This is a genomic window from Vogesella indigofera (assembly GCF_003633895.1).
GTDB classification, from domain to species: Bacteria; Pseudomonadota; Gammaproteobacteria; order Burkholderiales; family Chromobacteriaceae; genus Vogesella; species Vogesella indigofera.
Genome location: NZ_RBID01000016.1, coordinates 93,094 through 105,428, shown reverse-complemented (window position 1 = coordinate 105,428; position 12,335 = coordinate 93,094). Strand labels below are relative to the sequence as shown.

The following is a 12,335-nucleotide window of genomic DNA, read 5'->3' as shown; positions in this document are numbered from 1 at the left end:
CAATATGACAAATCGGCGATGACGGCGGTGGCCGCTATTGCGGGCCGCCGCTTCCTGCACCACACTGACATTAACCGTATCCGACAAGGAAGACGCCATGCCCATGCTGCAACACGACGGACGCCAGCTGTATTACGAAGTCAGTGGCCACGGCGAACAGCCGCTACTGCTGTTCAATGGCCTGACCATGAGCACCGCCGCCTGGACGCTGATGGCGCCCTTGCTGGAGCCGCGCTTCAAGCTGATCCGCCTCGATTTCCAGGGCCAGGGCCAGAGCGAGCGGCGGGTGCAGGACAGCTACCCGCTGACGCAGCAGGCCGACGACGCCGCCGCGTTGCTCGACCACCTCGGCATCGAGCAGTGCTACCTCGCCGGCCTGTCCTATGGCGGCATGGTGGCGCAGCACTTCGCCCGCCGCCATCCGGCGCGGCTGTCGCGGCTACTGCTGGCCTCGACGCTGGCGTGGTCGGATGCGGCCAACGTTTACATCGCGCAGAGCTGGAGCGCGGCACAACAGGCCGGCGGCCCCGGACTGCGCTTCGACATCAGCCTGCCGTGGCTGTTTTCCAGCCGCTTCTTCGTCAGCAGCGCGCAGATGCTGCCGGACCTGCGCACCATCGCCGCCACCGTGGACTGGCCGGGGGTGGAACGCATCCTGGCCGGCATCCGTGAACACGACGCGCGCAGCTGGCTGGATGAGATCAGGGTACCGACCCACATCATCGTCGGCAGCGAAGACCGCCTCACCCCGCTGTACCAGTCGGAACTGCTGCACCAGGGCATCGCCGGCTCGACGCTGACGGTTCTGCCCGGCGCCGGCCACGCCATCCACCTCGAAGCGCCGGCCGCCTTCGCGCAGCAGATCAGCCGCTTCGCCGACGCCTGAGCACGTGTTCACGATCTCGCACGCTCACGCGAGACAAGGCGAAAACGGCTGAGGAAGCGACGTTTATCCAGACATAAACAAGCATGCCGAAGCCGTGTTTAACGCGGCATCGCCCGATTGATATCAGTCGCAGCAGATCGTGAACAGGTTCTAAGGTGGAGAATGTCCGGTTTGCGCCACATTCGGACAGGGCGGTGACAGCCGCGTTGGCGCTGACTGGCATTTGATTAGAATGGGGCAACACCACAAGCACAGGACACCCCATGACGCCGTTTGCTCCCGCCCGTGATTTTCTGCACGCCACGCTGGAAGGCCGCTTTGCCGGCCCCCGCCACTGGCAGACCGCGACCCTGAGCCTGCAGTGGCTGGCCGAAGGCGTGCTGGCGCTGGCGCCGCTGGACGCCACCGACACGCTGGACCACGTGCTGCTGTCCACCGGCATCCACGGCAACGAGACCGCCCCGATCGAGGTGGTCAACAGCATTGTCAACGACCTGCTCGCCGGCGCCATGCCGCTGCGCTGCCGACTGCTGGTGATGCTGGGCAACCCGGTGGCGATGCGCAGCGGCGCGCGCTTTACCGATTACGACATGAACCGGCTGTTCAACGGCGCCCACATCAGCCAGCCGCAGGCACAGGAGGCGCGCCGCGCCGCCGAGCTGGAACAGCTGGCCGCCGACTTCTTCCGCGCCGCGCCGGCCGGCGTGCAGCGTCTGCACTACGACCTGCACACCGCCATCCGCGGCTCGGTGTTCGAGAAGTTCGCCATCTACCCGTACACCGACGGCCGGCCGCACAAGCGCGAACAGCTGCTGTGGCTGGAAAGCGCCGACGTCAGCACCCTGCTGCTGCACAGCAAGCCGGCAGCCACCTTCAGCTACTACACCAGCCACCATTTCCACGCCGACGCGCTGACGCTGGAGCTGGGCAAGGCGCGGCCGTTCGGCGACAACGACCTCGCCCGCTTCGCCGGCATCGACCGCGCGCTGCGACGCCTGGTCTCTGGCAGCACCCCGCCGCTGCCGGCCTACGACGCCAGCCGCTTCGCGGTGTTCCACGCCAAGTACGATCTGGTGAAGCACAGCGAGCAGTTCAAGCTGCACCTGGCCGATAGCGTGGAGAACTTCACCGCCCTTCCGCATGGCATGACAATTGCCGAAGATGGCGATATCCGTTATGTCGCCGATGGTGGCGAAGAACGCATCCTGTTCCCCAACCCCAAGGTCGGCATCGGCCTGCGCGCCGGCATCGTGATCAGCCCCTGCCAACTGGATTAGACGCTTATCCACAGCAAAACAGGGAAAAAGCTGTGGATAAGCTGTTGAAAGCCAAAAAAAACAGCGCGGCGTCAGCAGTTTGCTGACGCCGCGCATTTTTCGGGCATCGTCTGCCGCTTACACCAGCTTGCCCGGGTTCATAATGCCATCCGGGTCAAAAAGTGATTTCACCGCTTTCATCAGCCGGATTTCGGCATGACTGCGGCTTACGTCAAGATAGTCATGCTTGAGCAGGCCGACGCCGTGCTCCGCCGACATGCTGCCGTTGAAGTCGCGCACCAGCTCGAACACGTGCTTGTTGACCTGCTCGCAGGCGCGGCGGAAGTCGTCGATGGCCAGCGCCTCCGGCTTCAGCACGTTGATGTGCAGGTTGCCGTCGCCGATGTGGCCGAACCATACCACCTCGAACTGCGGGTACTCGCGCGCCAGGATCTCGTCCAGCTGCGCGACAAAAGCCGGTACCTTGCTGACCACCACCGCGATGTCGTTCTTGTACGGCTTGTACGGGGTAATCGACTCGCTGATGTCCTCGCGCAGGCGCCACAGCTCCGCCGCCTGCTGCTGCGACTGCGACAGCACGCCGTCGACCAGCCAGCCCTGCTCGGCGCAGTATTCGAACAGCGCCAGCGCCTGCGTCTCGGTGTCCGGCGCGATCTTCTCGAACTCCAGCAGCACGTAGTAGTCGGCGGCCTCGTCAAACGGCCGCTGCACCGTGCCGCGCGCCAGCACGTGGCGCAGCGCCTGCTCGGAGAAGAACTCGAACGCGGTCAGGTCCAGCTTGTCGCGGTAGGCGTTGAAAATATTCATGATGTCGGCGAGTTGCGGCACCGCCAGCACCATCACCGCCAGCTCCGCCGGCGGCCGCGCCAGCCGCAGCGTGGCCTCGACGATGAAGCCCAGCGTGCCCTCCGAGCCGATGAACAGGTGGCGGAAGTCATAGCCGGTATTGTTCTTGGCCAGGCCGTGGTTCAGCTCCAGCACCTCGCCCTCGCCGGTCACCACTTTCAGACCGACCACCCACTCGCGGGTCATGCCGTAGCGCACGACCTTGATACCGCCGGCGTTGGTGGCGATATTGCCGCCGATCTGGCTGCTGCCGCTGGAGGCAAAATCCACCGGGTAGTACAGGCCGTTGGCCAGCGCGTACTCCTGCAATGTCTTGGTGATCACCCCCGCCTGGCAGCGCACGGTGCGGCCAACCTTGTCCAGCTCCAGGATCGCGTTCATGCGCTCGAACGACACCACCAGCTCGCCGTTGCGCGCCACCGCGCCGCCGGACAGGCCGGTGCGGCCGCCGGACGGCACCAGCGCAAACTGCTCGCGCTGCGCCCAGCGCACCAGCGCCACCACCTCCTCCACCGTTTTCGGGAACAGCACCGCGGCGGCATCGGGCGTGAAATAGCGCGTCCAGTCCAGGCCGTAGCGCGTCAGGGTATCGGTATCGGTGGCCACGCGGTCGGCGGCCAGCAGGCGGCCCAGTTCGGCCAGCTGTTGCGGTGCAAGCATGTGCGCTCTCTCTAGTCAAAAAACGGCAATCGGAGTCATAATACCCGATAAATTTAGTCAACAAAGGGCCATTCGCATCATGCAAACCGTATCGCTCGCCAAGGACAAGATCAAGGTATTGCTGCTGGAAGGTGTGCACCAGAGTGCACTCGACACCTTCCGTGACAATGGTTACCACAACATCGAGTATCACAAGAAGGCACTGGCCGATAACGAGCTGAAGGAACGCATTGCCGATGCCCACATCGTCGGCATCCGCTCGCGCAGCCAGCTCACCGATGACGTGCTGGAGGCGGCGAAAAAGCTGATCACCGTCGGCTGCTTCTGCATCGGCACCAACCAGGTCGACCTCGCCGCCGCCACCCGCCGCGGCATCCCGGTGTTCAACGCGCCGTTCTCCAACACCCGCTCGGTGGCCGAGCTGGTGATTGCCGAGAGCATCATGCTGTTGCGCGGCATTCCGGAAAAGAACGCCCTCGCCCATCGCGGCGGCTGGCTGAAATCGGCTGAAGGCAGCTTCGAGGTGCGCGGCAAGACGCTGGGCATCGTCGGCTACGGCCACATCGGCACCCAGGTCGGGGTGCTGGCGGAAAGCCTGGGCCTGAAGGTGGTGTTCTACGACATCGAGAACAAGCTGCCGCTGGGCAACGCGCGCCAGATCGGCAAGCTGCACGATCTGCTGGCCGAATCCGACGTGGTCACCCTGCACGTACCGGAAACGGCGCAGACCAAGGACATGTTCGGCGCCGCCGAGCTGGCGGCGATGAAGGCCGGCAGCCACCTGATCAACGCCTCGCGCGGCACGGTGGTGGTGATCGAGGCGCTGGCGGCCGCACTGGCGAGCAAGCACCTGGCCGGCGCCGCCATCGACGTGTTCCCGGTGGAGCCGGAGGGCAACGGCGAGGAATTCCTGTCGCCGCTACGCGAATTCGACAACGTGATCCTGACGCCGCACATCGGCGGCAGCACGCTGGAGGCGCAGGCCAATATCGGCGGCGAAGTCGCCGCCAAGCTGGTGAAGTACAGCGACAACGGCTCGACGCTGACCGCGGTCAACTTCCCCGAGGCCTCGCTACCGGCGCACCCTGGCAAGTGCCGCCTGCTGCACATCCACAAGAACCAGCCCGGGGTGCTGGCGCGCATCAACGACGCCTTCTCCAAGCTCGGCATCAACATCGCCGCGCAATACCTGCAGACCAGCGACGAGATCGGCTACGTGGTGATCGAAACCGACAGCGCCGCCAGCCAGCCGGCGCTGGAGGCACTGCAGCAGATCCCCGGCACCCTGCGCTGCCGAGTGCTGTACTAGGGCCACTCGCTTGTGGCCAACGTTGGCCGCAAACGCAAAAACGCCACGGCTAGCCGTGGCGTTTTGTTTGGCAGCAGCGAAGATCAGGCGCTGACCGGCTGTGCTTCCTTCATCAGCAGTGCCACCAGCGTCGCCACGCGCAGCTTCAGCTCGCGGCGGTCGACGATCATGTCCAGCGCGCCCTTTTCGATCAGGAACTCCGAGCGCTGGAAGCCTTCCGGCAGCGTCTCGCGCACGGTCTGCTCGATCACGCGCGGGCCGGCAAAGCCGATCAGCGCGCCCGGCTCGCCGATCACCACGTCGCCTAGGAAGGCGAACGAGGCGGACACGCCGCCCATGGTCGGATCGGTCAGGATGGAGATGAACGGCAGCTGGTAGTCGGACAGCAGCTGCAGCGCGGCGGAGGTCTTCGCCATCTGCATCAGCGAGTTGAGGCCTTCCTGCATCCGCGCACCACCGGAGGCGGCGACACAGATGAACGGCGCGCGCGCCTCGACCGCAGCCTGCACGCCGCGCACGAAGCGCTCGCCGACCACCGAACCCATCGAGCCGCCGATGAAGCGGAACTCGAAGGCGGCGACCACCGCCGGCATATTGTGGATACTGCCCTGCATCACCACCAGCGCGTCGTCCTCGCCGGTGCTTTCCGCCGCGGCGACCAGACGGTCAGGGTACTTCTTGCTGTCCTTGAACTTCAGGATGTCAATCGGCTTGACCTCGGCGCCGATCTCGCGACGGCCTTCCGCATCCAGCAGCATGTCCAGCCGCTCGCGGGCATTCAGCGAGTGGTGATGGTCACACTTGGGACATACCTGCAGATTGGCCTGCAGGTCAGTGTGGTACAGCACCGCCTCACACGCGGGGCACTTGCTCCACAAACCTTCCGGTACCGCCGACGCCTTGCTCGTGCGCGGATCGCGCTTGATCTTCGGCGGCAGGAGTTTATTCAACCAGCTCATTGCTGACTCCTTGAATCAATACGTTGCGGCCAACGGTAACGTTGGCCGCAGGGTGCTGGCACGGGTGACCAGCATTGTTCTAACGGATGGCATCCTTCAGTGATGCCACCAGACGGGTAAGCTGCTCTTTGGCAGTTTCGGGGGTCGCCGCTTCGATTTCCTGCACCAGACGGCTACCGACCACCACCGCATCCGCGGCGGTGGAGATGGCGCGCGCCGTTTCGGCATCGCGAATTCCGAAGCCGACACCGATCGGCACATCAATAAATTCTCTAAGGGCGGCAATTTTACGCGCTACGTCGTCAATGTCCAGATTTCCGGCACCGGTCACGCCTTTAAGTGACACATAGTAGACATAACCACGTGCCAGCGCGGCGATTTGCTTGACCCGCGCCATCGGCGTGGTCGGTGCAATCAGGAATACCGGATCCAGTTTGGCGGCGATCAGCGCCGCCGACAGCTCGGCCGCTTCTTCCGGCGGGCAGTCCACGGTCAGCACGCCGTCGACACCGGCGGCGGCGGCTTCCTGCGCAAACACCTCGTAGCCCAGCACGTGTACCGGGTTGAGGTAGCCCATCAGCACCACCGGGGTCTGCTGGTTGCTGCGGCGGAATTCGCGCACCATGTCCAGCACGTTGCGCAGGCCGACCTTGTGCAGCAGCGCGCGTTCGCTGGCGCGCTGGATCACCGGGCCGTCGGCCATCGGATCGGAGAACGGGATGCCCAGTTCGATCACGTCGGCACCGCCCTCCACCAGACCGTGCATCAGGCTGACGGTCAGGCCGGGATCGGGATCGCCGGCGGTGATGAACGGGATCAGGGCTTTTTCGCCGGCGGCTTGCAGGCGGGTAAAGGTTTCAGCAATACGGCTCATCACGCGTTTCCTTGCAGCCGGCCTGACAATCAGTCAGGCCGGTATCATCGGGGAGCGGCAAAGGTTGGCCGCAGTGCGGCCAACCCTGGCCACCTTACAGGGTCAGGCCCATCAGACCGGCGACGGTGTTGATGTCCTTGTCGCCACGGCCGGACAGGTTGACCAGAATGATCTGATCCTTGGCCATGGTCGGCGCGATCTTGGCAGCATAGGCCAGCGCGTGACTGGACTCCAGCGCCGGGATGATGCCTTCCAGGTGGCAGCAGTCCTCGAATGCCTTCAGTGCCTCGTCGTCGTTGATGGCCACGTATTCGGCGCGACCGATGTCCTTCAGCAGGCTGTGCTCCGGGCCGACGCCCGGGTAGTCGAGGCCGGCAGACACCGAGTGGGTCTCGATGATCTGGCCGTTCTCATCCTGCATCAGGTAGCTGCGGAAGCCGTGCAGCACGCCCGGCTTGCCGGCCGACAGCGGCGCCGCGTGGCGGCCGGTGGCCACCCCGTCGCCACCGGCTTCAACGCCGACCAGGCGCACGCCTTCCACCTCGACATAAGGATGGAAAATGCCGATGGCGTTGGAGCCGCCACCGACGCAGGCCACCACCATGTCCGGCTGACGGCCGACCATTTCCTGCATCTGCTCCTTGGCCTCGATGCCGATGATGCGCTGGAAGTCGCGCACCAGCATCGGGTACGGGTGCGGGCCGGCGGCGGTGCCGAGGATGTAGAAGGTGCTGTCGATATTGGTCACCCAGTCGCGCATCGCCTCGTTGAGCGCATCCTTCAGCGTCTTGGAGCCGGACTCCACCGGCACCACGGTGGCGCCGAGCAGCTTCATGCGGAACACGTTCGGCGCCTGACGCTTCACGTCTTCCGAACCCATGTACACCACGCACTCCATGCCGTAGCGGGCGGCGACGGTGGCCGAGGCCACGCCGTGCTGGCCGGCGCCGGTCTCGGCGATCACGCGCTTCTTGCCCATGCGCCGCGCCAGCAGCGCCTGGCCGATGGTGTTGTTGACCTTGTGCGCGCCGGTGTGATTGAGGTCTTCGCGCTTGAAGTAGATCTGCGCGCCGCCGAGCTGCTCCGACCAGCGCTTGGCGTGGTAGATCGGGCTCGGGCGGCCGACAAAGTGCTTCAGTTCGTAGTGATATTCCTGCCAGAACGCCGGATCAGCCTTGGCACGGGCATACTCGGCATTCAGCTCGTCCAGTGCTGCCATCAATGTTTCCGCTACATAGACACCGCCGTACGGGCCGAAGTGACCGCGTGCATCGGGGAAGTCATAACTGCTCATGGAATGCTCCTGATGGTTTGATGATGGTAGCGGCACGCGGTGGCGCGCCGTGTTAATTCTGTGCCGCCCGCACCGCGGCGACGAAATCCGCCACCCGCTGCGGACTCTTGATGCCCTTGCCGGTCTCGACACCGCTGGAGACATCGACCGCCGCCGGGCGTACGCGACGCACCGCATCGGCAACATTGTGCTCGTCCAGGCCGCCGGACAGGATCAGCGGCAAGGGCAGCTGCGCCGGGATCAGCGTCCAGTCGAAGGTCTTGCCGGTGCCGCCGTGCGCGCCCTCGACAAAGGCATCGGTCAGCAGGCCGCGCGCGTCATGGTACTGTGCGGCCAACGTCTGCAGATCGGTACCCGGCTGCACCCGCACCGCCTTCAGGTACGGACGGTGGAAGCTGCGGCAGAACGCCGGCAACTCTTCACCGTGGAACTGCAGCACGTCGATGGCACACTGCGCCAACACGGCTTCGATCTCCTCGCGCGTGGCGTTGACGAACAGCGCCACCACGGTCACGAACGGCGGCAGCGCGGCGATGATGGTCTGCGCCTGCGCGATGCCGACGTGGCGCGGGCTCTTGTCGTAGAACACCAGGCCGATGGCGTCGATGCCAAGGTTGGCCGCAGCCACCGCATCCGCGACGCGGGTAAAGCCACATACTTTGATGCGAACGCTCATCTTATCTCCACAGGGTCAGGCGCGCGGCCTGGGCCTGCGACGGCAGTTCGAACTGCGCCGGGTAGCCGACACCGGTCAGGTACAGGCCATCGGGCATGAAGGTCGGCGGCGCCTTGGTACGATCCGCCGCCGCCAGCAAGGCCGCCATGCCGGCAGTATCGAGCTTGCCCCTGCCGACATACAGCAGCGCGCCGACGATATTGCGCACCATGTGATGCAGGAAGGCGTCGGCGGTGAGGTCGAAGCGCAGCAGGCCGTCGACTTCGCTGATGTCCAGCTGCTGCAGATCTTTCAGCGGCGACTTGGCCTGGCACTCCGCCGCGCGGAAGCTGGAAAAATCGTGTCGCCCCAGCAGTACCGCCGCCGCCGCGCGCATCGCGGCCACATCCAGCGGCTGGTGGTACCAGCCGACGCGACCGGCGGTCAGCCCTGGGCGCACCGGGTGCGTCAGCAGGAAATAGCGGTACGAGCGGGAAAACGCGGAAAAGCGCGCATGAAATTCGTCACTGACTTCCCGCGCCCACACCACGGCGATCTCGGGTGGCAGGTGGGCATTGACGCCGCGCACCCAAGCATTGAGCGGGCGGATGGCATCACTGTCGAAGTGCACTACCTGCATCAGCGCGTGCACGCCGGCATCGGTACGGCCGGCGGCGAGGGTGGTCACCGGATGGCCGGCAATGCGCGACAGCGCCTGGTTCAGTTTGTCCTGCACGGTGTTACCACCGGGTTGCGTCTGCCAGCCGGAAAACGCACGGCCGTCATACTCCACACCCAACGCAACTCTCATTGTCCCACTTTCACGAGTAAGCCGGACAACAGCAACAGCAGCAACAAGGCCAACGTGTCACGCATGGTCCACGGCGAAAAGCCTAACTTTACCTCATCCGCCGGGGCTTGTGTCAGTTGCGCCGCCAGCGCCGCGCGCCACGCCGCCAGGCTCAGCGCCGGCGGATGCTGCAACCAGTGCTCGGCATAAAACAGCGTCAGCCCCAGCCGCAGCAGCACGCGTTCCAGCGGCAGACCGAGCCGCGCCAGCGGTTGCAGCAGCCACGCCAGCGCCTGCAGCATGCCCTGCTGCCCCAATTGCAGCCAGACGCAGCGCAGGCTCGCCATCAGCAACAGCAGCCGCAACTGCTGCTGCAGTGCCAAGGCCAGCCCCTGCCGCGACGGCGACCACGCGGCGGCGAACAGCGCATCACCCGGCACCGACCAGGCGGTAACCAGCAGCAGGGTCAGCAGCAGCCAGCGCATGCGCCGCAGCGCGAGGGATAGCTGCCGCCATAACAGGGGGAGACAGCACAGGAACAACAGGGAAAGCGCCAGCCAGGACCAGGCTTGCAGCACCAGCACCAGCAGCAACCACGCCACCAGCGCCAGTGCGGGATGGCCGCACACGATCAGGAACCGTCCACCGCTTCTTTGGGCGCTTCCAGCAGCCCGGCATCGCGCAGCAGGGTATCGGCCATCTCGCTGTCACCCATCTCGCGATACAGCTGCGCCAGCTCGGCAATCGCCGCCTGCTCCGACAGCTCACCCGCCACCGATACCGGCTGCCGGTCATTGGCGGCGAAGTCGGCGACGCGGCGCGGCGCTACCGGTTCTGGCGCCACGAACTCAGGCAGCTCCGGCTCCGGCGCCACTGGCGCCGACGGCGGCAGAGGCTCTGCAATCGCCACAGCGGCTGCCGGCAACGGCACCTCGGGCGCCTCGACCTCGGCCGGCGCGGATGCCAGCACCACGGGTTCGCTCATCGGGCGCTCGATGGCGCGATACAGCGGGTTGTCCGCGTCCAGCGTGGCGCCCAACTGCTGCACCCGCGTCCACAGACCGCTCAGTGGGCCGAACACCGCCAGCACATCCAGCGCCACCGCCTCGAACTCGCCGCGATTACCCTGCGTGGCGATCAGGTCGAGCAATTTGATGCGCAGATCCTCGCGCTCCGGCTCGGCGCGCAGGGCATTGCGCAGCAGGCTCTCGGCCGCCTCGCTGCGGCCATAAGCCAGCAGCACGTCCGCCTCGGCCAGTACGTCGACCGTATCAAGCCGGATCTCCTCGGCCGGCGCGGGCGGCGGCGGCACGAGCGCAGCCGCTGCCGCCACCACGGGCGGCGTCGCGGCCGGTGTCTGGCCGGCTTCCGCTGCGCTGTCCGCCGGTTTCTGCTTGCGGCGCCGCAGCAGCATCCACGCCAGCAGGCTGGCCACGGAAATGCCGCCAACACCGGTCAGCACCCACTCCGTCAAGCGGCCATCAAGAAACGCCGCTTCGCTGTCCGACAACGGCGGCATGGCCGGTGCGGCACTGGCCGCCACCGCGGGCGCCGGGCTGGCCTCCAGCCGGCTGATTTCCGCTTCCAACCATTTCATGCGCTGCTGCGCCGCCTTCAACTGCTGGCCGATCTGCTCGGACGGTACCGCCGCTGCGACTGACGGCGCAGAGGCGACCGGGGCCGGCGGCGCGACTGAAGCCGATGGTGTCGCCGCAGCCTTGGCCGGGGCGGTTACCCCCGAATCGTGCGTGCTGCCAGTGGGCGCCGGCTTGTGTTCCGGGAACACCAGCCAGGCACCGGCAAACAACAGGTCGCGATCACCGCCGGCAAAGGCCTGCGGATTGCGTGCCAGCACCGCCACCATCCAGGACTGCCGCGCCGCCGGGGCGTAGCGTAGCGCCAGCCGATTAAGGCTGTCCCCCGCCTTGACGCGGTAGCCGTCCACCGGCAACGCCTGCGCCGACGGGGCCACGTGCTTGCGATAGCGCTGACCGGCCTTCGGCACCGCAACACTGAAACGGCGCACCACCTCGGCCTCGCCCAGCCGGGCCTGCAATTCAAAACCGATGCGGCTGCTGGTCACCGGCTGCGGATGATGCAACCGCAAGAACTGACGCCCGCCACGGCTGCGCAGCGCAAAGCGTACCGCTTGCGCATCGCCCAGCCCGTGCAGCGCCGACAGCTGGAACTGGCTGGAGTGATCGGCCGTCGGCCAGTCGCCCAGCAGCTCGACTTCCATGCGCAGCGGCAGCCCGCGCACCGACAGCAAACGCCCGGCACCGAAGGCAGGTGTGGTGGCACCGGTGATGAAACTCGGTTTTTCCGCCGGCAAGGCACTGTGCGGCGAAGGCTTCTTGTCCGGTGTCACCGGCCACTGCCCGGATGCCGGCAGGTGATATTCGCGGATGGCCCGACCGGAAGGCCATGACAGCTCAAGGGCAAAATGCAGACCCTGGTCACGGGGCAACACCGGCCCGGACAAGGTAATCAGGTAGCGGCCGGGCGACACCTCGCTGGTGCGGATCGCCAGCTGGCGTACCGCTTCGGCGTAAGGCCCCAGCATCGGATAACGCTCCAGCGACGCCAGCGACGCCGTCGGCGCGCTGAGTCCGCCCTCCGGCTCGACCGCCACCTCGGCATAAAACGCCTCGTCGGCCGCCGACAGCACCCGCAACGCGCCGAGTCCGGCCCAAGCCGGCAGTACCGCGCAGGCGGTCAGCAGGCCGGCCAGCACCGGGCGCAGGGCAAAGCTTGGGTGACTAGCGTTGGTTTTCATCTGCGGTCG

General features: G+C 66.0%; 11 protein-coding genes. 3 read left to right on the top strand and 8 right to left on the bottom strand.

Going from position 1 to position 12,335, the window contains the following annotated elements; all coding sequences use genetic code 11:
* Nucleotides 1-97 precede the first annotated feature (97 nt).
* Entirely contained in the window at nt 98-886 is a 789-nt protein-coding gene (locus tag C8E02_RS12300) for an alpha/beta fold hydrolase (protein ID WP_120811096.1), read from the top strand.
* A gap of 263 nt (nt 887-1,149) precedes the next feature.
* The gene (astE, locus tag C8E02_RS12295) at nt 1,150-2,163 is read left to right on the top strand and encodes a succinylglutamate desuccinylase (protein ID WP_120811094.1); all 1,014 of its coding nucleotides are present in this window, start codon (nt 1,150-1,152) and stop codon (nt 2,161-2,163) included.
* A gap of 117 nt (nt 2,164-2,280) precedes the next feature.
* Here the strand turns inward: astE and C8E02_RS12290 are convergent, their stop codons facing one another.
* Nucleotides 2,281-3,669 carry an FAD-binding oxidoreductase gene (locus tag C8E02_RS12290; RefSeq protein WP_120811092.1) on the bottom strand — a complete coding sequence of 463 codons (1,389 nt, stop codon included), beginning with the start codon at nt 3,667-3,669 and terminating at the stop codon, nt 2,281-2,283.
* A gap of 79 nt (nt 3,670-3,748) precedes the next feature.
* On the opposite strand from C8E02_RS12290, the gene serA reads away from it, so the two are divergent.
* Nucleotides 3,749-4,978, top strand: coding sequence for a phosphoglycerate dehydrogenase (gene serA / locus C8E02_RS12285; RefSeq protein ID WP_120811090.1), 1,230 nt, complete (start codon nt 3,749-3,751; stop codon nt 4,976-4,978).
* Nucleotides 4,979-5,061: 83 nt separating this feature from the next.
* Here the strand turns inward: serA and accD are convergent, their stop codons facing one another.
* The 7 genes from accD to C8E02_RS12250 form a co-directional block, all read right to left on the bottom strand.
* Nucleotides 5,062-5,937 (bottom strand): acetyl-CoA carboxylase, carboxyltransferase subunit beta, encoded by an 876-nt coding sequence (gene accD / locus C8E02_RS12280; RefSeq protein ID WP_047967122.1) that lies wholly within the window; start codon nt 5,935-5,937, stop codon nt 5,062-5,064.
* A gap of 79 nt (nt 5,938-6,016) precedes the next feature.
* Entirely contained in the window at nt 6,017-6,811 is a 795-nt protein-coding gene (gene trpA / locus C8E02_RS12275) for a tryptophan synthase subunit alpha (protein WP_120811088.1), read from the bottom strand.
* 94 nt (nt 6,812-6,905) lie between these two features.
* Nucleotides 6,906-8,105 carry a tryptophan synthase subunit beta gene (gene trpB, locus C8E02_RS12270; RefSeq protein ID WP_120811087.1) on the bottom strand — a complete coding sequence of 400 codons (1,200 nt, stop codon included), beginning with the start codon at nt 8,103-8,105 and terminating at the stop codon, nt 6,906-6,908.
* A 52-nt stretch (nt 8,106-8,157) separates the two neighbouring features.
* The gene (locus C8E02_RS12265; RefSeq protein ID WP_120811085.1) at nt 8,158-8,781 is read right to left on the bottom strand and encodes a phosphoribosylanthranilate isomerase; all 624 of its coding nucleotides are present in this window, start codon (nt 8,779-8,781) and stop codon (nt 8,158-8,160) included.
* A gap of 1 nt (nt 8,782) precedes the next feature.
* Nucleotides 8,783-9,571 (bottom strand): tRNA pseudouridine(38-40) synthase TruA, encoded by a 789-nt coding sequence (gene truA / locus C8E02_RS12260; RefSeq protein WP_120811083.1) that lies wholly within the window; start codon nt 9,569-9,571, stop codon nt 8,783-8,785.
* The gene (locus C8E02_RS12255; protein WP_120811081.1) at nt 9,568-10,179 is read right to left on the bottom strand and encodes a hypothetical protein; all 612 of its coding nucleotides are present in this window, start codon (nt 10,177-10,179) and stop codon (nt 9,568-9,570) included. Before C8E02_RS12255 ends, truA begins: the two co-directional genes overlap by 4 nt.
* Before the next feature lie 2 nt (nt 10,180-10,181).
* A complete protein-coding gene (locus C8E02_RS12250) occupies nt 10,182-12,326 on the bottom strand; it encodes a type IV pilus assembly protein FimV (RefSeq protein WP_120811079.1) in 2,145 nt (714 codons plus the stop codon).
* Nucleotides 12,327-12,335 lie beyond the last annotated feature (9 nt).

Coding starts and splice junctions, on each gene's coding strand:
- C8E02_RS12300 (WP_120811096.1), top strand. CDS start 98: ATGCCCATGCTGCAACACGACGGACGCCAGCTGTATTACGAAGTCAGT.
- astE (WP_120811094.1), top strand. CDS start 1,150: ATGACGCCGTTTGCTCCCGCCCGTGATTTTCTGCACGCCACGCTGGAA.
- C8E02_RS12290 (WP_120811092.1), bottom strand. CDS start 3,669: ATGCTTGCACCGCAACAGCTGGCCGAACTGGGCCGCCTGCTGGCCGCC.
- serA (WP_120811090.1), top strand. CDS start 3,749: ATGCAAACCGTATCGCTCGCCAAGGACAAGATCAAGGTATTGCTGCTG.
- accD (WP_047967122.1), bottom strand. CDS start 5,937: ATGAGCTGGTTGAATAAACTCCTGCCGCCGAAGATCAAGCGCGATCCG.
- trpA (WP_120811088.1), bottom strand. CDS start 6,811: ATGAGCCGTATTGCTGAAACCTTTACCCGCCTGCAAGCCGCCGGCGAA.
- trpB (WP_120811087.1), bottom strand. CDS start 8,105: ATGAGCAGTTATGACTTCCCCGATGCACGCGGTCACTTCGGCCCGTAC.
- C8E02_RS12265 (WP_120811085.1), bottom strand. CDS start 8,781: ATGAGCGTTCGCATCAAAGTATGTGGCTTTACCCGCGTCGCGGATGCG.
- truA (WP_120811083.1), bottom strand. CDS start 9,571: ATGAGAGTTGCGTTGGGTGTGGAGTATGACGGCCGTGCGTTTTCCGGC.
- C8E02_RS12250 (WP_120811079.1), bottom strand. CDS start 12,326: ATGAAAACCAACGCTAGTCACCCAAGCTTTGCCCTGCGCCCGGTGCTG.